The 24498-nt window shown below is 65.4% G+C and carries 23 protein-coding genes and 1 tRNA gene; 9 read left to right on the top strand and 15 right to left on the bottom strand.

The window, feature by feature from the left end; all coding sequences use genetic code 11:
• Window positions 1-103: 103 nt before the first annotated feature.
• Genes trpC through MKP08_RS11130 form a run of 7 tightly spaced genes read right to left on the bottom strand, consistent with a single transcriptional unit; the run spans window position 104 to window position 7758 of the window.
• On the bottom strand, window positions 104-889 hold the full coding sequence (gene trpC, locus MKP08_RS11160) for an indole-3-glycerol phosphate synthase TrpC (protein WP_241553890.1): 786 nt from the start codon (window positions 887-889) through the stop codon (window positions 104-106).
• A gap of 1 nt (window position 890) precedes the next feature.
• Complete coding sequence (gene trpD / locus MKP08_RS11155; RefSeq protein ID WP_241553889.1) at window positions 891-1883, bottom strand: anthranilate phosphoribosyltransferase; 993 nt, start codon at window positions 1881-1883, stop codon at window positions 891-893.
• A complete protein-coding gene (locus tag MKP08_RS11150; protein WP_241553888.1) occupies window positions 1880-2491 on the bottom strand; it encodes an aminodeoxychorismate/anthranilate synthase component II in 612 nt (203 codons plus the stop codon). The genes trpD and MKP08_RS11150 overlap by 4 nt, the downstream gene beginning before the upstream one ends.
• Window positions 2488-3450 (bottom strand): prolyl aminopeptidase, encoded by a 963-nt coding sequence (pip, locus tag MKP08_RS11145; RefSeq protein ID WP_241553887.1) that lies wholly within the window; start codon window positions 3448-3450, stop codon window positions 2488-2490. The genes MKP08_RS11150 and pip overlap by 4 nt, the downstream gene beginning before the upstream one ends.
• Before the next feature lie 4 nt (window positions 3451-3454).
• Entirely contained in the window at window positions 3455-4300 is an 846-nt protein-coding gene (locus MKP08_RS11140; RefSeq protein ID WP_241553886.1) for a phosphodiester glycosidase family protein, read from the bottom strand.
• Window positions 4297-5766, bottom strand: coding sequence for an anthranilate synthase component I (gene trpE, locus MKP08_RS11135; protein ID WP_241555593.1), 1470 nt, complete (start codon window positions 5764-5766; stop codon window positions 4297-4299). The genes MKP08_RS11140 and trpE overlap by 4 nt, the downstream gene beginning before the upstream one ends.
• A 54-nt stretch (window positions 5767-5820) precedes the next feature.
• A complete protein-coding gene (locus MKP08_RS11130; protein ID WP_241553885.1) occupies window positions 5821-7758 on the bottom strand; it encodes a peptidyl-prolyl cis-trans isomerase in 1938 nt (645 codons plus the stop codon).
• 210 nt (window positions 7759-7968) lie between these two features.
• Here MKP08_RS11130 and tpiA point away from each other — a divergent pair, with 210 nt between their 5' ends.
• The 3 genes from tpiA to MKP08_RS11115 all read left to right on the top strand — a co-directional run bounded on the left by tpiA (window position 7969) and on the right by MKP08_RS11115 (window position 10944).
• A complete protein-coding gene (gene tpiA, locus MKP08_RS11125) occupies window positions 7969-8727 on the top strand; it encodes a triose-phosphate isomerase (RefSeq protein WP_241553884.1) in 759 nt (252 codons plus the stop codon).
• Window positions 8728-8837: 110 nt separating this feature from the next.
• Window positions 8838-9221 (top strand): preprotein translocase subunit SecG, encoded by a 384-nt coding sequence (secG, locus tag MKP08_RS11120; RefSeq protein WP_241553883.1) that lies wholly within the window; start codon window positions 8838-8840, stop codon window positions 9219-9221.
• Window positions 9222-9309: 88 nt separating this feature from the next.
• Window positions 9310-10944: a CTP synthase gene (locus MKP08_RS11115; RefSeq protein ID WP_241553882.1), complete on the top strand. Its 1635-nt coding sequence runs from the start codon at window positions 9310-9312 to the stop codon at window positions 10942-10944.
• Window positions 10945-11317: 373 nt separating this feature from the next.
• Here MKP08_RS11115 and MKP08_RS11110 read toward each other — a convergent pair whose 3' ends face one another.
• A complete protein-coding gene (locus MKP08_RS11110; RefSeq protein WP_241553881.1) occupies window positions 11318-11794 on the bottom strand; it encodes an Hsp20 family protein in 477 nt (158 codons plus the stop codon).
• A gap of 167 nt (window positions 11795-11961) precedes the next feature.
• On the opposite strand from MKP08_RS11110, the gene grxC reads away from it, so the two are divergent.
• From grxC to MKP08_RS11090, 4 genes are all read left to right on the top strand, one after another.
• The gene (grxC, locus tag MKP08_RS11105; protein WP_215228148.1) at window positions 11962-12225 is read left to right on the top strand and encodes a glutaredoxin 3; all 264 of its coding nucleotides are present in this window, start codon (window positions 11962-11964) and stop codon (window positions 12223-12225) included.
• The gene (locus MKP08_RS11100) at window positions 12226-13056 is read left to right on the top strand and encodes a carbon-nitrogen hydrolase family protein (protein ID WP_241553880.1); all 831 of its coding nucleotides are present in this window, start codon (window positions 12226-12228) and stop codon (window positions 13054-13056) included. It abuts the gene before it with no gap.
• Window positions 13053-13532, top strand: a complete 480-nt coding sequence (locus MKP08_RS11095; protein ID WP_241553879.1) for a DUF1178 family protein — start codon at window positions 13053-13055, stop codon at window positions 13530-13532. The genes MKP08_RS11100 and MKP08_RS11095 overlap by 4 nt, the downstream gene beginning before the upstream one ends.
• 50 nt (window positions 13533-13582) lie before the next feature.
• Window positions 13583-13659 (top strand) — tRNA-Arg (locus tag MKP08_RS11090).
• A 112-nt stretch (window positions 13660-13771) separates the two neighbouring features.
• Here MKP08_RS11090 and MKP08_RS11085 read toward each other — a convergent pair.
• From MKP08_RS11085 to kdpF, 6 genes are read right to left on the bottom strand one after another with little or no spacing between them, the layout of a single operon-like run.
• Window positions 13772-14455 carry a winged helix-turn-helix domain-containing protein gene (locus MKP08_RS11085; RefSeq protein WP_241553878.1) on the bottom strand — a complete coding sequence of 228 codons (684 nt, stop codon included), beginning with the start codon at window positions 14453-14455 and terminating at the stop codon, window positions 13772-13774.
• Window positions 14448-17087 carry a sensor histidine kinase KdpD gene (locus MKP08_RS11080; protein WP_241553877.1) on the bottom strand — a complete coding sequence of 880 codons (2640 nt, stop codon included), beginning with the start codon at window positions 17085-17087 and terminating at the stop codon, window positions 14448-14450. Before MKP08_RS11080 ends, MKP08_RS11085 begins: the two co-directional genes overlap by 8 nt.
• 15 nt (window positions 17088-17102) lie before the next feature.
• Window positions 17103-17657, bottom strand: a complete 555-nt coding sequence (locus MKP08_RS11075; RefSeq protein ID WP_241553876.1) for a potassium-transporting ATPase subunit C — start codon at window positions 17655-17657, stop codon at window positions 17103-17105.
• 26 nt (window positions 17658-17683) lie between these two features.
• Window positions 17684-19342: a potassium-transporting ATPase subunit KdpA gene (kdpA, locus tag MKP08_RS11070; protein ID WP_241553875.1), complete on the bottom strand. Its 1659-nt coding sequence runs from the start codon at window positions 19340-19342 to the stop codon at window positions 17684-17686.
• An 18-nt stretch (window positions 19343-19360) separates the two neighbouring features.
• The gene (gene kdpB, locus MKP08_RS11065) at window positions 19361-21370 is read right to left on the bottom strand and encodes a potassium-transporting ATPase subunit KdpB (protein WP_241553874.1); all 2010 of its coding nucleotides are present in this window, start codon (window positions 21368-21370) and stop codon (window positions 19361-19363) included.
• A complete protein-coding gene (kdpF, locus tag MKP08_RS11060; RefSeq protein ID WP_215228156.1) occupies window positions 21370-21459 on the bottom strand; it encodes a K(+)-transporting ATPase subunit F in 90 nt (29 codons plus the stop codon). The genes kdpB and kdpF overlap by 1 nt, the downstream gene beginning before the upstream one ends.
• Before the next feature lie 232 nt (window positions 21460-21691).
• On the opposite strand from kdpF, the gene MKP08_RS11055 reads away from it, so the two are divergent.
• On the top strand, window positions 21692-22582 hold the full coding sequence (locus tag MKP08_RS11055; protein WP_241553873.1) for a TorF family putative porin: 891 nt from the start codon (window positions 21692-21694) through the stop codon (window positions 22580-22582).
• Between the two features lie 44 nt (window positions 22583-22626).
• On the opposite strand, the gene MKP08_RS11050 is transcribed toward MKP08_RS11055, so the two are convergent.
• The gene (locus MKP08_RS11050) at window positions 22627-23517 is read right to left on the bottom strand and encodes a LysR family transcriptional regulator (protein WP_241553872.1); all 891 of its coding nucleotides are present in this window, start codon (window positions 23515-23517) and stop codon (window positions 22627-22629) included.
• Between the two features lie 107 nt (window positions 23518-23624).
• Here MKP08_RS11050 and MKP08_RS11045 point away from each other — a divergent pair, with 107 nt between their 5' ends.
• Window positions 23625-24488 carry an SDR family oxidoreductase gene (locus MKP08_RS11045; protein WP_241553871.1) on the top strand — a complete coding sequence of 288 codons (864 nt, stop codon included), beginning with the start codon at window positions 23625-23627 and terminating at the stop codon, window positions 24486-24488.
• The last annotated feature ends 10 nt before the right edge of the window (window positions 24489-24498 follow it).

The following is a 24498-nucleotide window of genomic DNA, read 5'->3' as shown; positions in this document are numbered from 1 at the left end:
TCTACCGCTGGTTGCGCAATTCGGACGCGGTGCGGACAGGATCGAACGGGCGATCATGGCGGCGATATTGCTCCATGACGCCACAGTAGGACAGCTTGCGCGCTCAGCCATGCAGCAATGTGCGCGTGGCCGCCTCTACATCGTCCTGCCGCATCAGGCTTTCCCCGACCAGGAAGCATCGCACCCCGGCATCGCCAAGGCGTTGGCAATCGGCGTGGGTAGCGATCCCGCTCTCCCCGACGATCACGGCACCTTCGGGTGCCTGGGCGGCGAGGCGTTCGGTAACCGCAAGATCGGTCTCGAAGGTGCGCAGGTCCCGGTTGTTGATCCCGATCAGGCGACTTTTCAGCAGCTGCGCGCGCTTTAATTCATCCTCGTCGTGAACCTCGACCAGCACGTCCATTCCCAGTTCGGTGGCCGCATTCTCGATTTCGGTCATCTGCCCATCGGACAGGGCCGCGACGATGATCAGGATCGCGTCGGCCCCCATAGCGCGCGCCTCCACGCATTGCCACGGATCGACCATGAAATCCTTGCGCAACACGGGCAGATCGCAAGCCGCGCGAGCCTCGAGGAGGTAGTCCGCGTGCCCCTGAAAATAGGGTTCGTCGGTGAGGACGGAAAGGCACCCCGCGCCTGCGGCGGCGTAGGCGCGGGCATGATCAGCCGGGCGAAAATCGGGGCGGATCAACCCCTTGGACGGCGAAGCTTTCTTGATTTCCGCGATGAGGCCGAAGCCGGTTGTGGACTTTTCCCGCAGCGCCAGTTCGAACCCGCGCGGTGCTGATTGCATGGCGATCTTTTCGCGCAGTTGGTCGGGCGAAGTTTCACCCTTGCGCCGTGCGACTTCGTCACGCTTGGCGTCGCATATCTCGATCAGCTTGTTCATCTCAGGCCGCCATCGCGATCCAGCGGTCGAGCAGCGCCTCGGCGTCGCCGCTGTCGAGCGCCTCGGCAGCGCGGGTCGCGCCTTCGCGCCAGTCCGATGTCGCTCCGGCGACGAGCAGCGCACCGGCGGCGTTCAGGCACACCGCGTCGCGATAGGGGCCTGGCGCGCCTGCCAGCAGCGACTTCAACGCCTTCGCGTTGTGGATTGCATCGCCGCCGCGGATCGCCTCGATCGGGGCATGGGGCAGATCGGCATGCGCGGCATCGACGCGGCTCATCTCGTAATCGTGGCCACGCACGATCGCGACCTCGTTGCCGCCCGCCAGGCTCAGTTCGTCGAGCCCCTCGTCGCCGCTGACGATCATGGTCCAGTCGCTGCCGAGCCGTGCCTTGGCCCCGGCATAGATCGGAACATAGGCGGGCCGGGCGATGCCGATCAGCTGGCGCGTGACGCGCGCGGGGTTCGACAGCGGCCCCATCAGGTTGAAGATCGTGCGCCGGCCGAGCCGCTGGCGGATGGGTTGAATGCGCGCCATCGCCGGGTGGTGGTTCTTCGCGAAGAGGAAGCAGATGCCGATTTCGGTCAGCGTCTTTTCCGCGGTGCGTCCGGCCGCCTCCATGTCGAGCCCGAGCGCCTCCAGCGTATCCGCCGCACCCGACTTGCTGCTCGCCGCGCGATTGCCGTGCTTGGCCACCGGCACGCCGCAGGCCGCGACGACCAGGCTGACTGCGGTGGAAACGTTGAGGGTGTGGTGTCCGTCGCCGCCGGTCCCGCACACGTCGATCGCCCCTTCCGGAGCCTCGATCGGGATAAGGCGCGCCCGTAGCGCGAGCGCCGCGCCCGCGATTTCGTCCGCGGTTTCGCCGCGATTGGAGAGGTCGGTGAGGAAGCGGGCGATCTCTTCCTCCGACGGTTCGCCGTCGAGGATCGCGCCGAAGACCTGCTCCGCCTCCGCTTCGGTCAGGTGGGGCTCTGCGCCGGGGAGGGCAATCATGCCGCCTTGCCCGTCGGGGTCGCGGTCTCTATCCCGCAAATGTGGAGAAAATTGGCGAGAAGGGCGTGGCCGTGTTCGGTCGCGATGCTTTCGGGATGGAATTGGACGCCGTGGATCGGCAACTCGGCGTGGCAAAAACCCATGACACTGGTGCCGTCGAGCCCCAGCGTCTCGCTTGTCGCGTTGACGCGCAGCACCGCGGGAATGTCCTCCACCACCAGCGAATGATAGCGCGTCGCGGTGAAGGGAGAGGGGAGATCGGCGAACACGCCCGTACCGTCATGATCGACCGGGCTGGTCTTGCCATGCATCAACCCGCCGCGCACCACGCGCCCGCCGAAATGCTGCCCGATCGCCTGATGGCCGAGACATACGCCGAGCAGAGGCATCGCCGCATCCGCGCAGGCCGAGACCAGCTCGAGGCTGACCCCCGCCTCGTTCGGCGTGCAGGGGCCGGGCGAGATCAGCACGCCCTTCGCCCCTGTCGCGAGCGCCTCGCGCGCGGACAGCGCGTCGTTGCGCTCCACGCGCACCTCGGCCCCCAGTTCCATGAGGTAATGGACCAGGTTGAAGGTGAAGCTGTCGTAATTGTCGATGACGAGGATCACGGCGTCTTGCCCGCCAGCTCGTCCGTCGCTCGTACCAATCCGTCGATAATGCCCGCTTCGCTCGCGGAATGGCCCGCATCGTGGACGATGCGAAGGTCCGCTTCGGGCCAGGCTTGCTTGAGCGCCCAGGCGGAGGTGGGCGGGGTGCAGATGTCGTGGCGGCCCTGCACGATGATGCCGGGAATTCCGCGAAGCTTGTGCACGTCGCGCAGGAGCTGGTTATCCTCCAGCCAGAACCCCTCGCGGAAGAAATGCGCGGAGATACGCGCCATCGGTACCGCCTTGGCCGAATCGGCATAGTCCTCGATCAGCGCGGGTTTGGGCAGCAGGGTCGCGACCTGCCCCTCCCAGATCGACCAGGCGCGAGCGGCTTCCTGCTTCGCATCCTCGTCGTCGCCTGACAGGCGGCGGTAATAGGCCTCGATCAGCTCGCCGCGCTCTTCCTCGGGGATAACGGAGACGAAATCGTCCCACGCCTCGGCCATGATCTCGCTCGCGCCATAGCGGTAGAGCCAGTCGAGCTCCTTCTGCCGCGCCAGGAACACGCCGCGCAGTACCAGCTCGCTGACGCGCTCGGGATGCTTCTGGGCATAGGCGAGCGCGAGAGTGGAGCCCCAGCTGCCCCCGAACGCCTGCCATTTCTCATGCCCGCACATCTCGCGCAGCCGCTCGATATCGGCGACGATGGTCCAGGTGTCGTTATGCGCCAGTTCGGCGAAGGGCGTGGACTTGCCGCAACCGCGCTGATCGAACAGCAGCACATCGTAGAGATCGGGATTCCACTGCCGCCGGTGGTCGGGGCCGAAGCCGCCGCCCGGGCCGCCGTGAAGGAACACAGCGGGCTTCGCCCCGGGGGTGCCGACGCGCTCGTAATGGAGCGAGTGGCCGTCACCGACGTCGAGCATGCCGCTGTCATAGGGTTCGATCGGCGGGTAGAGGGTGCGCGCGTATTCGATCATGCGTTCAATCCTTTCGCTCGACGACCAGCATCGGCCCGATCGGTGCGCGCGCGTCCATCCGCTTTGCCACCGGGTCCCACAGGGACGACACGTTACCGTCGAGATAGAGCGCGTCGGGCGTTTTCGCCACATCGCGGAAATAGCGGGCGAAGCTGCCGAAGCTGATCGGCCCTTCCGAAATCGCGAAATGCGCGCGGCCTTGCGCGTCGACACCCACCCCGTTGCGGATATTGCGCGACGGGCCGTCTTCGGAAAATTCGGGATGCAGCTTGCCCGCGATCACCAGCATCGGCCCGCTCTGCGTGCCGAAATCGGGGCGATCGGTTACGTTGCTGTAGAAGTCCGCGCTGGTGCGCACATGCCACTTGCCCTTGGCACCGTAGAACACGCCGTTGGGCTTCATGTGGAAATTGCCCGACCCGTCAGCGCGGTTGAGTTCCTGACGACGGTCGCCGTTGCGCACGAAATAGCCGATCGGCTTACCCTCGCCGTCGAACATCCCGGCATTGACCGCGAAGGCGACCTTGGCCGCTTCATCGCCCATGGCGGCCTTGAGCTTCGCGTAGCCGCGATAGGGAGGCTGGCCCAGCGCGGCGAGGATGACGTGCTTCGCCGGATCGGCGATGCAGTCGGTAATCGCGACGCCTTCGAATTCGCTACGGGTGCACGGATCGCCGGGGATCGCGGCCGGAGTGGGCGACGCCGAAGCGGCCGCCCCGGACGCCTTGCCCCCGACAGGCAGCGCCTTGCCGCTCCCGATCTCGGTTCTCAGGACCGGCTTGCCCTCGGGCTGCCGGTCACAAGCCGTCAGCGCGAGCGCCGCGAGCAGCAGGATTTCAGGCCCCCTCATTGCGCGTACCCCGGCTCGGCGGCGATGCGGATCGCCTCGCGCGCGGCGGCGAGGAGCGCGCCCGCCTTCGCTTCGCATTCGCGCTGTTCGTAGGCGGGATCGCTGTCGGCGACGATGCCCGCACCCGCCTGCGCATGCATCGTCCCGTCCTTCACCACCGCCGTACGCAGGACGATGCAGGAATCGAAGCTGCCATCGGGCGCGAAATATCCCACACCGCCGGCGTAGGGTCCGCGTGTCTCGGGCTCCAGCTCGGCGATGATCTCGCACGCGCGGATCTTCGGCGCGCCGCTGACGGTCCCCGCCGGGAAGCCGGCGAACAGCGCGTCGAGCGCGTCCTTGCCGGGCGCAAGCCTGCCGACGACGTTGCTGACGATGTGCATGACATGGCTGTAGCGCTCTATGCCGAAGCTGTCGGTGACCTCGACACTCCCCCGATCCGCCACGCGGCCGACATCGTTGCGGCCGAGGTCGAGCAGCATCAGGTGCTCGGCGCGCTCCTTGGGATCGGCCAGCAGGCTGTCTTCCGCGGCCTTGTCGGCAGCGGGGGTTGCGCCGCGCGGACGCGTACCGGCGATCGGTCGGATGGTGACCTCGCCGTCCCGCAGGCGAACCAGGATTTCCGGACTCGATCCCACTACCGCGAAACCGGGCAGATCGAGGAAATAGAGGAACGGCGACGGATTGACCCGGCGTAGCGCGCGATAGAGCGCGATCGGCGCAAGGGGAAAGGGGCAGGTGAAACGCTGCGCCAGCACCACCTGAAAGATGTCGCCCGCGACGATGTAATCCTTCGCCCGTTCTACCATCGTCCGATAGTCGTCGTTCGCCAGGCGCGGCGTAAGCGCAGCCTCAGGCAGGTCGGCAGCGGCTTCCGACTGTGGAACCGGCCCGGCCAATCGCCGCTCGGCCTCGTCGATCCGTTCGCCGGCCGCCGCCAGCCGAGCATTGGGATCACCCCCATCGGCCCAGAGCGGCGCGATCAGGTAAAGCGCATCGCTGAGCGAATCGAATACGAGCAGCAGCGTCGGGCGCGCGAAGACCATGTCGGGCAACTCGAGCTCGCTCGTCGGTGCGCGGGGCAACCGCTCGATCCGGGCGATGGTTTCATAGGCGAAATAGCCGACCAGGAAGGCGAGGGCGGGCGGCAGGCCCGGCGGCACCGGCAAGCGGCACTCCGCCACGAGGTCGCGAAGGGCATCCGCGGCATTGGCCTCGCACGGAGTGAAGGCCGCGCGATCGTGCCGCCATTCCCGATTGATCTCGGCACCGGTTGCATCGGCGCGAAACAGCAGATCGGGATCGAGACCCAGCAGGCTGTAGCGCGCCCGGACCTCGCCGCCTTCGACCGATTCGAGAAGGAAGTCGCCGCGTTCGGGCTCGATCAGCTTGAGCGCCGCCCCTACCGGCGTTTCGGTGTCCGCGACGACGCGCCGCCACACGAGGGCGGGTTCTCCACCCGCCATCGCACGGCGCGCCGCGTCGGCATTCTCGAGACGGTCGGCAGACGGCAAGCGGCCTCAGCTCTCGCCGGCGAGCTGCTTGCGGACGGCCGCGATCGCATCCTCGTTACGCTTCACGCCGACATCCTTGCGGATCGCGGTGCGCAGCTGCTGGGCGTATTCCTGCCCCAGCGTGGAACCGAGCTCTCTCTTCACCTGGGCGAAGAGGGGGTCGTCCTGCGAGAACTTGCCGGGCTCGATCGAATCGAGATCGACGATGAACCAACCCCCGTCCCGCGGGGCAGCGAGGCGTTTCGTGGTGTTCTGTGCCATGCTGAAGAACAGGGCGAGCGGCGGAATGACGCCCTGCTGGTTGCGCAGCAGCTCCTCGCGCGTCACGTTGAGATTTTCCGGCGGCGGCAGACGCTTGTTCTCGGCCGCCATCGCCTGTTGCAGCGATTGCCCCTTCTTCATGCGGGCAAGCACGCGCTCCGACGCCTTCCTGGCACCCGCGGCTCCTTCGGCCATGCGCCAATCGGCTACCACGTCGTCGCGAATTTCCTTCAGCGGTGCGCTTGCCGAGGGCGTGATCGCACCCGCTTCGAACAGCAGGAATTCCTCGCCCGGACGGACTTCGGCGAGTTGCGGCTGACCTTCCTGCATCTGGAACGCGGTCTGGAGCGCTGGCGCAAGGACTTCGGGCGCGGTTTCATTGGGGGCAGCGCCATAGACCTGCCCTGACCCGGTGATCGGCCTCGTCGCCTGAACCTGCGCGCCGAGGGACTTAGCAACGTCGGCGAGAGACTCGCCATCGGAGAAGCGGTCCTCGATGCTCGCCGCAAGGTCGCCCAATGCCGCCCGCTTCTTCTCCGCGCGGATCGCATCCGCGATCTGGTCGCGCATCTGGGCCAGCGAGCGCCCGCCCTTCTGCTCCACGGAATCGACCCGTACCACGTACCAGCCGAGATTGCTGCGGGTGGGCGGCGCGACCGAACCACGATCGGCCTCGAACACGGCTTGCGCGACGGCGGGCGACGCCCGGCCGGCGAAGTCCCGGCGGGTGATCGGGCCGACCTGCGTCAGCTCCAGCCCGGCGTCCTGCGCCGCCTGCTCGAACGAGCCGCCATTACGGACCTTGTCGGCGATCGCCTTTGCCGCGGCCTGGCTGGGGACGATCAGCTGCGACAGCGTGCGCTCTTCGCTCGGCGCGTAGTTGGCGGCGTTTTCCTTGTAACGCGCCGCGATTTCCTGATCGGTCGGCTCGATATCGGCCTTGACCGCATCGGGTCCGAAGGTGGCGTACCGGATCACACGGCGTTCGGGCCGGATGTAATCGTCGCGGTGGCCATTGTAGAACGCCTGCAACTGTTTGTCGGTCGGGTCGCCTTCCGGCGCATAGGCCTGGCTCAGCAGGATACCGAGCGAACCCTTGCGCCGTTCGCGGAACAGCCCGCCATAGCGCTGCGTCAGCGCCTGCGGCATCTTCGTACCGAAGCTCGCCGGCACCAGCACCTGCTGGGCGAGGAGACCCGCGCTGAGATCTTCCCGCACTTCGCGATCGGTCAGCCCTTGTTGCGCGATCGCCGCGCGATAGGCGCTCTCGTCGAAATTGCCGTCCGGGCCGGAGAACGCGGGGATCTTGCGGATTTCGCTATTGACGAGATTGTCGCCCGCGGTGAATCCGATCTTACGCGCAAACTCGGCCAGCGCGGTGCGATCGACCAGCACGTCCAGTGTCTGGGCCAGGCCGTTCTGCGCCAGGAAAGCCTGCATCGAGAGGTTGGGGTTCTCCTGCCGCGCACGCTGCAGATTGCTCTGCGCCGCGCCGCTCAGCTCCGCGGTCCCGATCTTCTGGTCGCCCACGACCGCGACCCGGTCGCCCCCTGCGACACCGCCGAAGGTGCCGGTGCTCGACACATCGGCGCTGGCGAAGGCCAGAGCGATCAGTGCTAGGAAGCCGAGCGTGATGGCGACGCCCAGCTTGGACTGGAACATACGACGGATGGCGTGGATCATGGCGGGCGTAACGCTCCGTTAGGCGGACGATGACGAAACCGGCGAGGAACGCGAATGAAAGTCGTTCCGGTCGGGCGGGGGACCTATTAGAGAGGCTGCGACATCCCCGCAACAGGTGGATAAGGGTTTTGACCTCGCCGCCGCGGGCGGCTAGCGGACCCTGCGCTGTAGCCGCTGGCGCTCGCAGCCATCCGAAAAGCAAGTGAAGATATGACGACACGACCCTACATCGTTGGCAACTGGAAGATGAACGGCACCCGCGCGATGCTGTCGGAAGCGCGCGCGATCGACCGCGCGGCGCAACGGCACATGAAGGTGGAAGTGGCTCTGGCCCCGCCGTTCACGCTGATCCATGCCGTGCATCGCGAGGCGGAGCAGATCGCCGTCGGCGCGCAGGATTGCCATCGCGATCCCGACGGGGCGCATACCGGCGACGTCTCGGCCACCATGCTGGCCGATGCGGGGGCCAAGTTCGTTATCCTTGGCCACAGCGAACGCCGTGCCGAGCATAGCGAACAGGACGCCATCGTGCGCGAGAAGCTGGTCGCGGCGCAGGGCGCCGGGCTGGAGGTAATCCTGTGCTGCGGCGAAACCGACAGCGTCCGCGACGCGGGCGGGGCGGAAGACCATGTGCTGCACCAGCTCGAGAATTCCTTGCCCGACGAGATCGACAATCCGGGCGAGCGGCTGACCATCGCCTACGAACCGGTCTGGGCCATCGGCACCGGTCGAACCCCGACCATGGAGGAGATCGGGGCCATGCACGCCTCCATCCGCCAGTTCCTGATCGAGCGTTTCGGCGAAGAGGCTGGGGCGGCGATCCGGATCCTGTATGGCGGATCGGTGAAACCGGACAATGCGCGCGAGATTCTGTCCGTGCCGGAAGTGGGCGGCGCGCTGGTCGGCGGGGCGAGTCTGACGGCGGACAGCTTCATGAACATCGCCCTGGCAGCGACCGAAGGCGAATAAGCCCGCCCGAGCTCGGACCCGCGTGCGGGGCGAGCGACCTTGTCATCATCCGTGCGTGCGCCTAGATCGCGCGCATATCCATCCCGTTCCAAATACCGGGCAGAATTTACATGTCGCTATTTATCTTCCTCACCGTGGTTCAGGCGATCGTCGCCGCGGCTCTCGTCGGCGTCATCCTCATGCAGCGCTCCGAAGGCGGCGGCCTCGGCGTGGGCGGTTCGCCCGGTGGGATGATGAGCGCGCGCGGCGCGGCTGATTTCTTGACGCGAACCACGCGTACCCTGGCGATCGCGTTCGTGGTCCTGTCGATCGCCCTGGCGGCGGTGGCGGTGAAGACGAGCGGTGGCGACGAGATCGAATCGACTCTCGACCGCAACGTGCCTGTGCGCGGCAGCGATCCGCTGGCCCCGTCGGCCGGTGCAGGCGTTCCGGCGGCTCCGGCGGACCAGAGCACGCCTGCTTCGAACGACCCGCTTGGCGACGCCACCAACTGATATTTCCTCCCGCTGATGTGGATTTCCGGCTGAGCAGGCGCCTTCGCGCTTGCCACGAATCCATTGCGGGGCTTAAGGCCCAACTCCCATGGCGCGGTATATTTTCATCACCGGCGGCGTGGTTTCCTCGCTCGGCAAAGGTCTCATGGCGGCATCGCTCGGCGCGTTGCTGCAGGCGCGCGGCTACAAGGTCCGCATCCGCAAGTTCGACCCCTATCTGAACGTCGATCCGGGCACCATGAGCCCCTATCAGCACGGCGAGGTCTACGTTACCGACGACGGTGCCGAGACCGATCTCGACCTCGGCCATTACGAGCGCTTCACCGGCGTATCCGCGCGGCAGAGCGACAACATCACCTCGGGCCGGGTCTATCAGGACATCATCGCGCGCGAGCGGCGCGGCGATTATCTCGGCGCGACAGTACAGGTGATCCCGCACGTCACCGACGCGATCAAGGCCTTCGCGCTTGCCGACCAGGGCGATCACGATTTCATCCTGTGCGAAATCGGCGGCACGGTGGGCGACATCGAATCGCTGCCGTTCATGGAGGCGATCCGCCAGTTGCGGAACGAGCTGGAGCCGATGCAGACGCTCTCGGTCCACGTCACGCTGGTGCCCTATATTTCCGCCGCGGGCGAACTGAAGACCAAGCCGACGCAGCATTCGGTCCGCGAACTCGCCAGTCTCGGCATTAAGCCCGATATCCTGCTATGCCGGTGCGAGCACCCGCTCCCCGAAAGCGAGCGGCGCAAGATCGCGCAGTTCTGCAACGTCCGGGCGGAGGCGGTCATTCCCGCCCTCGACGCGCCTTCCATCTACTCGGTGCCGCTGCAATACCATCGCGAGGGGCTGGATGCAGAGGTGCTGCGCGGCTTCGGGATCACCGACGCGCGCGATCCGGACCTGTCGGCCTGGGAAGATGTCACCGACCGCTATTTCAACCCGGAAGGCGAGGTGACCGTCGGCGTGGTCGGCAAGTATGTCGGCCTACCCGATGCCTACAAGTCGCTGAACGAGGCGCTGGTGCATGGCGGGCTCGCCAATCGGACCAAGGTCAATATCCGCTGGATCGATGCCGAGTTGTTCGAAGGCGACGACGAGGAGCTCGCGGCGAAGCTCGAACCCCTGCACGCGATCCTGGTGCCCGGCGGCTTCGGCGAGCGGGGCAGCGAGGGGAAGATCGCGTCCGTTCGGTTCGCGCGTCAGCGCAAGGTGCCGTTCTTCGGCATCTGCCTGGGCATGCAGATGGCCTGTATCGAAGGCGTCCGGGATGCCGGATTGCCTACCGCTTCCTCGACCGAATTCGGCGCGACCGACGAGCCGGTGGTCGGCATCATCACCGAATGGATGAGCGAGGATGGCCTGCAGACCCGCGAGGCGGGCGGCGACCTGGGCGGCACGATGCGGCTGGGAGCCTATGAGGCGAAGCTGGACGGGAACAGCCATGTCAGCGCCATCTATGGCGGTGCGCACTCCATTTCCGAACGGCACCGGCACCGTTACGAGGTAAACGCCCATTATCGTGACGCGTTGGAAAAGGGTGGGCTGGTGTTTTCGGGCATGTCGCCCGACGGGCTCTTGCCCGAAATCGTGGAACGACCCGACCATCCGTGGTTCGTAGGTGTGCAGTTCCACCCGGAGCTGAAATCGAAACCGTTCGATCCCCATCCGCTGTTCGCGGGCTTTATCGCCGCCGCGTTGCACCAGTCGCGTCTTGTCTGAACAAGACCGCCCGCAACAATATTCCAGCTCTTGGATATGACTAGTTGATCTGAAAGAACTTTTGGACGCAGTTGCCGAGTAAAGAGACGTTTCTGCACAAGGGGCCCTTTATCTTTTTGTCATTTCCGGTCATGAAAGACGCGAGCCCTTGGGGCCCGGGCGGCAATTTCGACTTAAAGGCTTGATCCGGGCAAGAATCGTCTTCTGCGACCCGGACGACTCTTGCCCGATCAGGGCGGCTTCGGCCGCGGGGCGGTTCTTTCGGGAGCCGCCCCAATTCCTCGAAATCTGTTACCGATCGAAAAGTAAAACGCCAGCCCCGTCGGAACGGAGCGGGTGCATCGGTGACTTCATCGAAGCCAGGTAAGAAAGATCAGGCGGCGTCGGCTTCGTTGTCACCCGAGCCGTCGATGACGTCGAACGGCTTCTGGCCGTTCACCGCAATCTTCTTCGGCTTCATCGCGTCGGGCACTTCGCGCACCAGATCGATGGTCAGGAGCCCGTCGGCCAGGTCGGCGCTATCGACGCGCACAAAATCGGCCAGTTCGAAACGACGTTCGAACCCGCGATTGGCGATGCCGACATGCAGCATTTCGCCCTCGTTCTCTTCGTCGCGCTTGCGGCCCGCGACCACCAGCAGGTTCTGCTGGGCAGTGATGTCGATGTCGCCGGGACGAAAGCCCGCAAGCGCCAGCGTGATGCGATAATCGTCTTCGCTGCGCTTCTCGATGTTGAACGGGGGATAGTTGTCGGAATTGCCGCCCTGGCGAACCTGGGTTTCGAGCAAGTCGAACAACCGGTCGAAACCAACGGTGTTGCGGCGGTAGGGGGTGAAATCGATACGTGCCATGTCTAAATCCTCCAAAAGAGCGATCGTCTAATGGGCGGGCCCGGAACGTCCGGCACCTGCCCGGCATTGATGGAAACACAGCCCGGTACGGCACTGGTTTCCGGGCTGAATTTAGGAAGCGCGACAGCACCGTTCAAGACTCGCGCAACACCAAGGAGAATACCCTTATGTCCACCCCCAAGGTCGATATCTACACCAAGTTCGGTTGCGGGTTCTGTTCGCGCGCCAAGCGCCTGCTGGATCAGAAGGGCGTCGAATACGAAGAGTTCGACATCACCATGGGCGGGCCGAAGCGCGACGAGATGCGCGAGCGCGCGCCGAACGCCTCGACCGTGCCGCAAATCTTCATCGGCGATACGCATGTCGGCGGGTCCGACGATCTTGCCGCACTGGAAAGCGCCGGGAAGCTCGACGCAATGCTCGCGGGCTGAATGGCCCGCATCGCGCTATGGCAGGCGACATCCGGTATAGATCCTGATGCCAACGCCCAAGACCTGACGGAACGTGCGGCGCAGGCAGCGGACGAGGGAGCCGCTATGCTCTTCACGCCCGAAATGACCGGGATGCTGGATCGCGATCGAAAGCGTGCCGCCTCCTCCATCCGATCGGAAGATGACGATCCCACGCTGGCCTCCGCGCGCGAGGCCGCCGCGCGACACGGACTATGGATCGCGCTGGGCTCGGTCGCTCTCGATACGGGGGAGGGACGCTGGGTCAATCGGTCCTTCGTCCTAGACCCGGCGGGTGAAATAGTCGCCCGCTACGACAAGCTGCACATGTTCGACGTCGATCTCGCGGATGGCGAAAGCTGGCGCGAGTCGAACGCGTACAGGCCGGGCGATACCGTGGTGACCGTGCCGCAGACGCCGATCGGGCGCCTCGGCCTTGCTATCTGCTACGACATTCGCTTTCCAGCGCTGTTCGACGCCTTGGGCTCCGCGCGATGCGACGTCATCGCCATCCCCGCAGCCTTTACGGTCCCGACCGGGAAGGCGCATTGGCACATCCTCCAACAGGCTCGGGCGATCGAGGCGAGCGCATATGTGGTCGCCACCGCGCAGGTCGGCGAGCATGGCGACGGTCGCCGGACCTACGGCCATAGTCTGGTGATCGATCCGTGGGGCGAGGTTCTGCTCGACATGGGCGGCGAAGAACCCGGGCTGGGTTTTGCCGAAATCGATCCGGCGCGCATCGATCACGTGCGGGCGCAGGTGCCGAGCCTTGCCAACCGGCGCGATCTCTCTACAGCCGCGCGACCATGATCGTATTCGACCTTATTTGCGACGGTTCTCACCGGTTCGAGGGATGGTTCGCCTCGACATCGCAATACGAGGATCAGCTGGAGCGCGGCCTCGTCACCTGCCCGGAATGCGACAGCGCTGCGGTACGCAAGGCACCGATGGCCCCCGCGATACCGGCCAAGGGAAACCGGCAGGACCCGGCACCGCGCGACCCTGCATCCAGTGGCTCCGAAACGGTCATGAGCAACCGGGCGATACCGCCTGCGGTGGAGAAGGCGATGCGCGCCCTAGCGGCCGCCCAGGCCAAAGCATTGTCACAAAGCAAATGGGTGGGAACGTCGTTCGCGGAGGAGAGCCGGGCCATGCATTACGGCGAGAAGGACCTTGCCACGATCCACGGCAAGGCGACCTTGCAGGAAGCGAAAGAGTTGCTCGACGAGGGCATCTCCGTCGCGCCGTTGCCGTTTCCCGTGGCAGAGCCCGACGAGTTGAACTAATATCAGCGCCGTTGCCTCGCGCGCCGCTCCTCTATAAACCGCCCGACGGCGCGCCCGTAGCTCAGTCGGATAGAGCATCAGATTCCTAATCTGGGGGCCACAGGTTCGAATCCTGTCGGGCGCACCATTTCCGTTCGGTTTTGGGTCCGCGGTGCGACGAAGCGCCACCGGAAGTTGGCGAAGATCGAGCAGGATAAGGAATTGCCGAAGACCAACCGCGAAGCGCAGGTTGCTGGCCGCTATCCAACCGCGAGGCGATAGCCGACGCCGGGCTCGTTCACGATCAGCCTTGGGTTGGAGGGATCGACTTCCATCTTGCGGCGCAGCGCGCGGATCGCGACGCGCAGATAATCGAGATCCTGCCGGTGGGCAGGGCCCCACACGGTTTCGAGCAGCGTTTCGTGCGTGATTACCCGGCCCGGTCGATCGGCGAGCGCCCACAGAAGGTTGAATTCGCGCGGCGTGAGGTCGATCTGGCGGTCGCCCATCGTCACGCGGTGGCGATCCCGATCGATCCGTCCGCCCGAAAACTCGCGCGCCGATGCGTCGGCGAGGGGGCCTGCCTTGCGCCGCAAGGCCGAGCGGACACGTGCGAGCAGTTCCTCGCTATCGAACGGTTTGGTCACGAAGTCGTCGGCGCCCAGATCCAGGGCCGCGACTTTTTCCTGCGTCGCATCGCGCGCGGTGAGGACCACCACCGCCAGTCCGTAACCGGCAAGCTGCGGCACTATCTCCAGCCCGTCGCGGTCGGGCAGGCCGAGGTCGAGCAGGGCGACCAATGGCGCCGGCAGCGCAGCGGCAAGGCGCAACGCCTCGCCCGCCGTTCCCGCCTCCAGATGGCTGATGCCACTCCGGTCGAGGGCGCCCGTCAACAGCCGTCGGATGGCGGGCTCGTCGTCGACGATCAAGACATCGCTACGCATCGGCCGCGGCCCCTCTCTTGGCGTTAAGCGGCAGGCTGACGGCGAATATCGCGCCGCCCCCTTCGCGGTTATGCGCCGCGATAGTGCCGCCAACGGCCTCGGCGAAGTTCTTCGCGATCCACAGGCCCAGGCCGGATCCACCCGCCCGGTCGCTGCCTTCCAGCCGGTGGAAGCGCTCGAACAAGTCCGCGTGCTCGGCCGGGAGCCCGGGCCCGCGGTCGAGCACGCGGCACGTCGCTTCTCCTTCCTCGCAGGAGAGTTCCACCGTAACCGTGCTGTCCGACGGTGAGAATTTGAGCGCGTTGTCGAGCAGGTTGATCAGCACGTGGCGCAGGAGGAGTGAATCGCTGCGGATCAACGGACAGTCCGTATCGACAGCGGTCTGGACCCGTGCGTCGGCGCGATCCTGGCGCAGGTCGCGCAGCACTGCCGTCACGATATCGGTCAGATCGACGCTCTCCCAGCTGGGTTCGATGGTCCCATGTTCGATCCGCGACGCTTCCAGCAGATCGTTGAGGAACCGCTGGAGCCTGCGCGATTCAGTGCGGGCGATTCGCACTTCCTCGGTGAAGCTGCCTTCCGCCGGGATGGCTTCGGTCGCGGCAATGACCGCGGTCAGGGGGGTACGCAGGTCGTGGGCGATGCTGCCGAGCAGCGCTCCGCGAAGCCGGTCACGCTCGCGCAGCGTGTCGACCTGGCGCGCTTGCGCTTCCAGTACGAGCCGTTCGTGCGCGAGCGCGGTCTGGTCCACCAGCGAGGCGAGCAAGGTCGCGTCGTCGGGTCGGATGACCCGGCTTTCGAGGGGGCGTGCGATACCGAGAGCGCCCATGATGCCCAGCGACGTCTTCAGCGGATGGAATTGCCAGTCGGACGCGTTGAGCGTGCCGGTATCGCGCCCCGCCGGCTCGCCCTTTTCCAGCGCCCAATGCGCTGCCGCTTCCTCTACCATGTCGAGCGAGGGGTATTTCGCATTGCCGCGCACGATCACTTGTCCCTCTTCCACGGTTACGACGATCGCCTCGACATCGAGCAGGCCGGAAATCTCATCGCATGCCGTCTGCGCGGTTTCTTCCTTGGTGGAAAGGTAGCCCATCAGGCCGGCGAACCGCGCGAGCGCGGCATTCAGACGCGCGACGCCGGCATTGGTTTCCGCCTGGCGTCGTATACGCCCCGCCAGCGCACCGATGACCGCTGCAACCAATCCCAGCACCGCGAAGGTGATGATATCCTCCGTGCCGTAGATATCGAGCGTGTGATAGGGTTCGGTGAAGAAGAAGTTGTAGGCGAGGGCGGCCCAAACGGCAGCCCACAGCGCCCCGCTCATGCGTAGTTGCGTCGCCGCAAGGATGACGGGGACGAGCAGGACGAGATCGATCGCTCCCGCTGAAACCTGCCTGGGAAGGAACTGGAGAAGCCCTACCGTTGCCGCGACGAGGCCCAGCGCAATCAGCGGATCGCGATAGGGGTGGGCGTCGCGAGCCCGATGGGGCCGTTCGTCGGCCTCATCCAGAGGCACGACATGCACGGCCACGCCCTGGGAGCGCCGGATCACGTCCTGTGCGATGGAGCCGTGACGCCATTCGAACCAGCGGCCGCGCCGGCTCTTTCCGATCACGATCTGGCTCGCCCGCAATTCCTTCGCGTGATCGATCAGCGCCTGTCCGATGTCTGTTGCGGCGACAGTCATCAACGATGCGCCGAGCGAGGAGGCGAGGGCGAGATTGTCCGCCAGTTGTTCGCGCTGGCTGCCGCGCACGGCGCGCGCACTGCCGCTTTCGACCACGACTGCCGTCCATGGGGCATGGAACATGTCGGCGATCCGCTTCGCCTGCCGCACGACACGCGCGCCACCCTTGCCCGGACTGACGGCGACCATCACCCGATCGCCGGCAACATCGCTGTCGCGTTCGCCGCTCATCTCCAGCTGTTCGGTCAGGCGGCGATCGACATTGCGCGCGGCGAAGCGCAGCGCCATCTCGCGTAGCGCCGCAAGCTTCGTCGGCGTGAAGAAATTGGCCAGCGCCCGACCGGCGGTGTCGGGCAGATAAACCTTCCCTGCTTCAAGCCGCTCGATCAGCGCCTCGGGCGGCAAATCGACGACGATGATCTCGGCGTGATCGAGGATGTTGTCGGGCACCGTTTCGCGCACTCGGACGTGGGTGAAACCAGCGACGACATCGTTCAGGCTCTCGATATGCTGGATGTTGATCGTGGTCGCCACGTCGATCCCGGCGACGAGAAGTTCGGCCACGTCCTGCCAGCGCTTGGGATGGCGACAGCCGGGCGCGTTGGTATGGGCGAGCTCGTCTACCAGGATCAGTCCGGGCCGGCGTTCCAGTGCCGCGTCGATTGCGAATTCGTCCAGCCGGTGGCCCTGGTGCTCAATGGTCTGCCGGGGCAGCACTTCGAGCGGTTCGATCAGGGCTGCGGTTTCGCTGCGGCCATGGGTTTCCGCGACGCCGACCACGACATCGACCCCCTCCGCCTGCCGCCGCGCCGCCTCCTGCAGCATGCGGTAGGTCTTCCCGACGCCCGGTGCCGCACCGAGATAGACGGTCAGCCGCCCGCGCTGCTCCTGCTTCGCCAGCCGGAGGAAGCGTTCGGCATCGTTCACGGGCGGCTGGTCGGTCATGAGCGTGATTCCCGTTTATGCCCCAAGACGATCGAGCGCCAGATTGAGTTCGAGCACATTCACGATCCGCTCCGGCGCGAACACCCCGCCAGGCGCGAAGGCAAGCGAGGTAACGAGATTGCGCAACTCGGCTTGCGGTAGGCCGCGTGTCTGCGCGACCCGGTCGACCTGGTAGAGTGCGCCGTCGAGCGAGATATGCGGGTCGAGCCCGCCACCCGACGCCGCGACCAGATCCGCCGGAAGCGGGGTTGCGGGCGTTGCGCCATATCGCGCGATGGTTTCCTGCGCCCGGGCCGTCAGGTCGTCGCTGGTCGGCGAGAGATTGCTGCCCGCCGCGCCCATCGCGTCGTAGTCGGCGGCAGAGGGGCGCGGCCAGAAATAACGCGGGACCGTGAATTCCTGCGCAACCAGCGCACTGCCCACCGCGCGCCCTTCGACCTCCACGATGGAGCCGTCGGCGCGCCACGGTGTGACGGTCTGCGCGAAAGCCAGCATCATCCCTGCGTAACCCACCACACAGATGAGAATGGTAACCAGCCAGAGGCGGAGCGAGGGAAGAAGATAGTTCATCGGTTGTGTTCCTTTTCTGGCAGGGATCAGCGCATCATCGTGAGGTGTTCGGCGACGGGGCCGAGGGCGGCGGCGGGGAAGAAGGTCAGCGCACCGAAGATCAGGATGGTGATCAGCAGCATGACCCCGAACGTGTTGCCCTCCACGCTGAGCGTGCCCGCGCTTTCCGCGCTGCGGCGCTTGGCCATCAGCGATCCCACGATGGCGAGCGGAACGATGATGGGCAGGTAACGCCCGATCAGCATCACGAGACCGGTGGCGATGTTCCATGGCACGGTGTTGTCGCCCAGCCCCTCGAACCCCGAGCCGTTGTTGGCGGCGGCCGAACTGAACTCGTAGAGGATTTCAGAGAAGCCGTGCGCGCCGACATTGTTCAGCGTGCCTGTGCCCCACGCCGTCGCCGCAAACAGCGCCGTGCCGCCCAGGATCAGCACCGGGTGGCTGATCAACGCCAGCACCGCCAGCCGCATTTCGCGCCCCTCGACACGGTGGCCGAGATATTCGGGCGTTCGGCCCACCATCATTCCCGCCACGAACACCGCAACGACGATGTAGAGGAACATGTTGATCATGCCGACGCCCACGCCGCCGAAGGTCTCGTTCAGCCACATGCCCGCCATCGGCACCAGACCGGTCAGCGGATTGAGGCTGTCGTGCATTGCGCCAACCGAGCCATTGCTGGTCGAGGTGGTCAGGGCTGCCCAAAGCGGCCCCGTGGTGGCACCAAGGCGCAGTTCCTTGCCTTCCAGATTGCCGACATCCTGCATCACCGGCAGCCCGGCAAAGGCTTGCGTCGGAGCCATTTCGAACCCGACCGCCGCGGTCACCTTCACCAGCAGCAGCACCGCCATCACGCCGAAGACCACGCCGGCGTGCTTCATGCGGCCGATGATGCGCCCGAACATCCAGACGCAGGCCATCGGGATCAGGATCAGCGCCATCATCTCGAACCCGTTCGACCAGAAATCGGGGTTTTCCAGCGGATGGGTCGAGTTCGGGCCGAAGAAGCCGCCGCCATTGGTGCCCAGTTGCTTGATCGCGACGAAGGCCGCGACCGGTCCGCGCGCGATCGTCTGGGCCACACCTTCCAGCGTGGTGACCTGCGCCGCGCCCTGCAGCGTCATCGGCACTCCGGCGAGCGCGATGACGACTGCGACTATGATCGCCAGCGGGAGGAGGACGCAGAACGCGGCCCGCTGCACGTCCACGAAGAAGTTCCCCATATCACGCTGCCCCGCGATCCCGCGCGCCAGCGCCGCAAGAGCCGCGATGCCTGTCGCCGCGGAGACGAATTGCAGCCACATCAGCCCGCCGAGCTGCGCGAGGTAACTCCAGGTGCTTTCGCCCGAATAATGCTGAAGGTTGGTGTTGGTCGTGAACGACACCGCCGTGTTGAAGACGAGATCGAGGCTCGCCGCACCCTGACCGTCAGGATTGAGCGGGAGGAGATGCTGCAGCGCGAGGAGGCCGAACACGAATACGAACATCACCGCGTTGAAAGCCAGCAGCGCGATAGAATACTGCTTCCAGTCCTGGGCCGGGGCGCCGCCGACAGCGCGGGCGAACAGGCCGTCGGCGCGGGCGAATTGCCCGCCGAACAGCTTCGCCATGTAGGTCCCGAGCGGCCAGCAAAGCAGCGCGGTGCCGCCGACGATCAGGATGACGGTAAGGATTGCGTTGAGCATGATTTATCCTTTCGCGGCTTACGCGAGGCCGAGGCCGGACACGGCCAGATCAATGAGCTTGATGCCGATGAAGGGCGCCACCACGCCCCCCGCGCCATAGATGCCGAGGTTGCGCAGCAGCTGGCTGGCAGCGGGCATGGGGCGATATTTCACGCCCTTCAGCGCCAGCGGCACCAGGACCGGGATGATCACGGCGTTGAAGATGATCGCCGACAGGATCGCGCTCGAAGGGCTGGCGAGCCCCATGACGTTGAGCGCACCGAGCGAAGGATAGAGCACCACGAAGATCGCGGGCAGGATGGCGAAATATTTTGCGACATCGTTGGCGATCGAGAAGGTTGTCAGGCTGCCGCGCGTCATCAGCAACTGCTTGCCGATGCCCACGACCTCGATCAGCTTGGTCGGGTCGCTGTCGAGATCGACCATATTCCCCGCCTCGCGCGCGGCCTGCGTACCGGTGTTCATCGCCACGCCGACGTCCGACTGGGCAAGCGCGGGGGCATCGTTGGTCCCGTCGCCGCACATCGCGACCAGCTTGCCCTCGGCCTGCTCCTTGCGGATGTAGGCGAGCTTGTCCTCCGGTGTCGCCTCGGCGAGGAAATCGTCCACTCCTGCCTCGGCGGCGATGGCGGCTGCCGTCAGCGGGTTATCGCCCGTGATCATGACGGTTCGGATGCCCATCCGGCGCAGTTCGACGAACCGCTCGCGAATGCCCGCCTTGATGATGTCCTTGAGATGGATCGCGCCGAGCAGACGCTCGTTCTCGACCACCGCCAATGGCGTGCCGCCGGCCTGCGCGATCCGGTCGGTTATCGTCCTGAGCGCGGTGACCTTATCTTCGGGGAAATCGTGCAACCTCAGCACCGCATCCACGGCGCCTTTTCGGATCGTTCGCCCGGAAAGGTCGATGCCGCTGACGCGTGTCTGGGCGGAGAACGCGACCACCTCGCCATCCGGCGGCGCTTCCTCGCTACCCCCCGCAAGCGCCACGATGGAGCGTCCCTCGGGCGTGGTGTCGGCAAGGCTGGAAAGACGCGCCGCGGCGATCAGGTCGCTTTCCGCGACGCCAGGCAGGGCGACGAACTCGCTCGCCTGCCGATCGCCGATGGTGATCGTACCCGTCTTGTCGAGCAGCAGCGTACCGATATCGCCGGCCGCCTCCACCGCACGCCCGGACTTCGCCAGCACGTTGAAACGGATGAGACGGTCCATCCCCGCTATCCCGATGGCGGACAACAGTGCGGAAATAGTGGTCGGGATCAACGCTACGAACAGCGCGATCAGTACTGGTACCGCAATGGCTCCGTCGGCGAACGCAGCGAAGGCCGGCAGTGTGCCGACCGCGACCAGGAAGATCAGCGTCAACCCGGTCAGCAGAATGGTGAGCGCCAGCTCGTTCGGCGTCTTTTGCCGGCTGGCCCCTTCCACCAGCGCGATCATCCGGTCGAGAAAGCCCGATCCCGGTTCGGCCGTGACCTTCACCTTGATCCGGTCGGAGATGACGGTGGTCCCGGCAGTGACCGCCGAACGGTCGCCACCCGCCTCGCGAATGACCGGGGCACTTTCGCCGGTGATGGCCGCCTCGTTGACCGAGGCCACGCCCGACACGACTTCGCCGTCGGCAGGAATCTGCTTCCCTTCCGAAACCAGCACGACATCGCCCATCCGCAGTTGCGTGGCCGGAATTTCTTCGGTTGCGCCGCTCTTGCCGACGCGCAACGCGACCAGGCTTTCCTTGGTACTGCGCAGCGATTGCGCCTGCGCCTTCCCACGTCCTTCGGCCAGCGCTTCGGCAAAGTTGCCGAACAGAACCGTCAGCCACAGCCAGAAAACGAGTTGCGCCTGGAACAGGACATCGACTTCTCCGGCGACGACGCTGCGGACGAGGATGACCGTAGCCGCCGCTGCAACCACCGCGGTGGTAAACATCACCGGGTTTCGCACCAGCGTTCGCGGATCGAGCTTGGTGAAGGATTCCCGAATGGCCGGAACGACGAGCGCCCGCTCGAACAGGGTCGCGCGCGTCATTAGAAACGCTCCGGACGGATCAGGACCGCAGTGAGATAGGCCAGCAGCCCGAGGGCAACCAGGCCAACAAGGATGAGATCGAATGTCATGCGTGAAGCTCCTTCATTCAGGAGTTTCCCTGCGTCGGCGCGCCATGAAAAATCGCGGGGCGTTCGGGGGGTGGGGCATTAAATTCGCATGAAAATCGGGTTTGCGATGTCGCGATTTAATACGAATTTCACTCCGCGGTGTGGCCATTCACATGGCAATTTCATGCCGATCGGTAGGATCGGGGTTCCCGTCTGGCGGTGATGTGCGCCGTCGCACGACGAGGAGTTTCCAATGCGATACCTGACCCTGGCCGCGCTTACTGCCGTGATTGCCGCCCCCGCCTATGCGCAGGACGGTGGGGAGCCCGCCGCTGTGGTCGCCGCCCCGCAATCCGAAGCAGAGCAGACGGACGAACCGGCTCCGTTGTCTGTTTCAGGCAGCGCGACCCTCATTTCCGATTATCGCTTCCGCGGCGTCTCCCAGACCGATCGCGGCATGGCGGTGCAGGGCGGCGTGACCCTCTCGCACCAAAGCGGTGTCTATGTCGGGGCATGGGGCTCCAACCTGGCCGGCTGGGGCACGTTCGGCGGCCCGAACATGGAGCTCGACCTGATCGGCGGGGTGAAGGTGCCGGTCGGCGAGGGGGTGCTCGACACGGGACTGGTCTGGTACATGTATCCGGGCGGTGCGCAGGTGAGCGACTTCGCCGAGCTCTTCGCACGATTGTCGGGCGATGTGGGTCCACTCTCTCTGACTGCAGGCGTGGCCTACGCCCCACGCCAGGAGTCGCTCGGCAAGGTCTATCTCACCGGCGCGGCAGCCGCCGCCGGCCTGCCGGATTACCCGGGCGACAAGGAGGACAACCTCTATCTGTCGGGCGATGCGGTCTATGGCGTGGCCGATACCCCCGTCAGCCTGAAGGCTCATATCGGCTACTCTGATGGTAATTCCGGCCTTGGCCCCAATGGCACCAGCATCACACCTACGGGCAGCTATTTCGACTGGATGCTCGGCGTCGACGTAATCCCGGTCCGGGGGCTGACGGTGTCGCTTGCCTATGTCGATACCGACATCTCGGCTGCGGACAGCGCCTATCTCCAACCATATTTTTCGCGCGGGCAAGACGGAAGGGGTTCGATTGCCGGTTCTGCCGTGGTGGCGTCCATAACCGCCTCCTTTTGATCGCGGCGGACGGGCGCGGCAAGATCGCCCTCGGTTGCACCGGGTCACCTATCGACGAAGGCCGCCAGTTCTTCGGGAGCGCCGGACGGGAACGTGCGCTTCAGATGCTCTAGAAACGCCGACACACGGGCGCTCAGCAGGCGGCGTGTGGGATATAAAGTCCAGAGCGCGATCTCGGGCACGTCCGCATCACCCCAATGGACGAGTGTACCGTCGGCGATGTCGCGGCTGACAAGGGATATCGGCAGTCGCGCGGCACCCACTCCGGTCCGCACCGCGTCGCGGATCATTATCAGCGACGACAGCGTCAGGACCGGGTCGACTGCGATTGCGGCATTCGGCGATTGACCCTTCATCCGCCAGGGCGCGCGATCGGCGGCGGTCCTCACTACCGCCGGGGCTACCGCTCCGGCCCTTGGACGATCGAGGCCGGGCGGTGCGACCACCACCAACCGATCGCGCAGGAAGGCCCGGCCGACCAGGCTTTCGTCGGGATCTGGGTTGACCCGGATCACGAGGTCGAACCCTTCCTCTATCATATCGACCGCGCGGTCCTCGGTGGTCACTTCGAGCTGCACCTCGGGATAGCGCAGCGCGAAATCGCCGGCGAGCTTACCCATCGCGGTCTGACAGAAGAGCAGCGGCGCGCTGATCCGCAGCCGCCCGCGCGGACGATCGCCGCCGGATGCGATCTCGGCAGTGGTTTCCTCCAACTCGGTGAGCAGCCTGCCGCCGCGCTCGAACAGCGCACGGCCCTCTTCGGTAAGCTTCAGATCACGCGGTCCACGTTCAAACAGGCGCAGATCGAGGCTCGCCTCCAGGTCGCCCACGCGGCGGGACAGTGTCGCCTTGGGTCGCCCGGTTGCGCGAGCGGCTTTTCCGAAACCGCCGTGGCGGGCGACGAGAGTGAAATCGGCAAGAGCGAGGAGATCCATATCGTTTCACCAGATAGACAGTGCGTCCAGATATAGCGGCTATTTGCACATTCGTGGATCACTAATTCGGGAAATGCCAAACGGCTCAACCCAAAGGAGTGAAGACCATGACCATTCTCGTAACCGGCGCCACCGGCAATGTGGGCGGCAATGTCGTCGATCAGTTGGTAAAGCGCGGCGCAGACGTTCGGGCGCTCGTCCGCGATCCGTCCAAGGCCGAACTGCCCGACGCCGTCGAAGTCGTCCGTGGCGACATGCTCGACGTCGACTCGTTGAGATCAGCAATGTCCGGCATATCGACCCTGTTCCTGCTGAACGGGGTGGTCGCGGACGAATTCACCCAAGCGCTGATCACCCTGAACGTCGCACGCGAAACCGGTGTGAAGCGGGTGGTCTACCTGTCTGTGATCCACAGCGATGTGTACGTCAACGTACCCCATTTCGCCGGCAAGTTCGGGGTCGAGCGGATGATCGACGCGATGGGGTTCGAAGCGACGATCCTGCGCCCGGCATATTACATGGATAACGAGATCACGATCCGCGACATCGTGCGCGAACATGGCGTCTATCCGATGCCGATCGGGGACAAGGGTCTCGCCATGATCGATGTGCGCGACATCGGTGAACTCGCCGCGATCGAACTGATCCGCCGTGATAATTCGGCCGAGCCTCTGCCGACCACGCGGATGAATCTGGTCGGCCCCGAGACGCTGACAGGTGCCGAAGTCGCTGCGATCTGGTCCGATGTACTGGGTCGCACGATCGTCTTTCCGGGCAATGATACCGCCGGTTTCGAGCGGAATATGCGTCAAGCGATGCCGAGCTGGATGGCGTACGACATGCGCCAGATGGCCGACCGTTTCCAGACCGAGGGCATGATCCCCGAGCCCGGCGATGTCACCCGTCTGACCGACATTCTGGGCCGTCCCTTACGCACCTATCGCGACCATGTCGCGCAGATCGCGGCCTGATCCGCTAACT

This window comes from Erythrobacter sp. LQ02-29 (genome assembly GCF_022576075.2).
Classification (GTDB): Bacteria; Pseudomonadota; Alphaproteobacteria; order Sphingomonadales; family Sphingomonadaceae; genus Alteriqipengyuania.
The sequence above is the reverse complement of the archived record's forward strand: the minus strand, read 5'-3'. Positions and strand labels throughout refer to the sequence as shown.

Excerpts from the sequence above, each read along its gene's own strand:
- trpC (WP_241553890.1), bottom strand. The coding sequence starts at position 889 with ATGAACAAGCTGATCGAGATATGCGACGCCAAGCGTGACGAAGTCGCA.
- trpD (WP_241553889.1), bottom strand. The coding sequence starts at position 1,883 with ATGATTGCCCTCCCCGGCGCAGAGCCCCACCTGACCGAAGCGGAGGCG.
- pip (WP_241553887.1), bottom strand. The coding sequence starts at position 3,450 with ATGATCGAATACGCGCGCACCCTCTACCCGCCGATCGAACCCTATGAC.
- MKP08_RS11140 (WP_241553886.1), bottom strand. The coding sequence starts at position 4,300 with ATGAGGGGGCCTGAAATCCTGCTGCTCGCGGCGCTCGCGCTGACGGCT.
- trpE (WP_241555593.1), bottom strand. The coding sequence starts at position 5,766 with ATGGCGGGTGGAGAACCCGCCCTCGTGTGGCGGCGCGTCGTCGCGGAC.
- MKP08_RS11130 (WP_241553885.1), bottom strand. The coding sequence starts at position 7,758 with ATGATCCACGCCATCCGTCGTATGTTCCAGTCCAAGCTGGGCGTCGCC.
- tpiA (WP_241553884.1), top strand. The coding sequence starts at position 7,969 with ATGACGACACGACCCTACATCGTTGGCAACTGGAAGATGAACGGCACC.
- secG (WP_241553883.1), top strand. The coding sequence starts at position 8,838 with ATGTCGCTATTTATCTTCCTCACCGTGGTTCAGGCGATCGTCGCCGCG.
- MKP08_RS11115 (WP_241553882.1), top strand. The coding sequence starts at position 9,310 with ATGGCGCGGTATATTTTCATCACCGGCGGCGTGGTTTCCTCGCTCGGC.
- MKP08_RS11110 (WP_241553881.1), bottom strand. The coding sequence starts at position 11,794 with ATGGCACGTATCGATTTCACCCCCTACCGCCGCAACACCGTTGGTTTC.
- grxC (WP_215228148.1), top strand. The coding sequence starts at position 11,962 with ATGTCCACCCCCAAGGTCGATATCTACACCAAGTTCGGTTGCGGGTTC.
- MKP08_RS11100 (WP_241553880.1), top strand. The coding sequence starts at position 12,226 with ATGGCCCGCATCGCGCTATGGCAGGCGACATCCGGTATAGATCCTGAT.
- MKP08_RS11095 (WP_241553879.1), top strand. The coding sequence starts at position 13,053 with ATGATCGTATTCGACCTTATTTGCGACGGTTCTCACCGGTTCGAGGGA.
- MKP08_RS11085 (WP_241553878.1), bottom strand. The coding sequence starts at position 14,455 with ATGCGTAGCGATGTCTTGATCGTCGACGACGAGCCCGCCATCCGACGG.
- MKP08_RS11080 (WP_241553877.1), bottom strand. The coding sequence starts at position 17,087 with ATGACCGACCAGCCGCCCGTGAACGATGCCGAACGCTTCCTCCGGCTG.
- MKP08_RS11075 (WP_241553876.1), bottom strand. The coding sequence starts at position 17,657 with ATGAACTATCTTCTTCCCTCGCTCCGCCTCTGGCTGGTTACCATTCTC.
- kdpA (WP_241553875.1), bottom strand. The coding sequence starts at position 19,342 with ATGCTCAACGCAATCCTTACCGTCATCCTGATCGTCGGCGGCACCGCG.
- kdpB (WP_241553874.1), bottom strand. The coding sequence starts at position 21,370 with ATGACGCGCGCGACCCTGTTCGAGCGGGCGCTCGTCGTTCCGGCCATT.
- kdpF (WP_215228156.1), bottom strand. The coding sequence starts at position 21,459 with ATGACATTCGATCTCATCCTTGTTGGCCTGGTTGCCCTCGGGCTGCTG.
- MKP08_RS11055 (WP_241553873.1), top strand. The coding sequence starts at position 21,692 with ATGCGATACCTGACCCTGGCCGCGCTTACTGCCGTGATTGCCGCCCCC.
- MKP08_RS11050 (WP_241553872.1), bottom strand. The coding sequence starts at position 23,517 with ATGGATCTCCTCGCTCTTGCCGATTTCACTCTCGTCGCCCGCCACGGC.
- MKP08_RS11045 (WP_241553871.1), top strand. The coding sequence starts at position 23,625 with ATGACCATTCTCGTAACCGGCGCCACCGGCAATGTGGGCGGCAATGTC.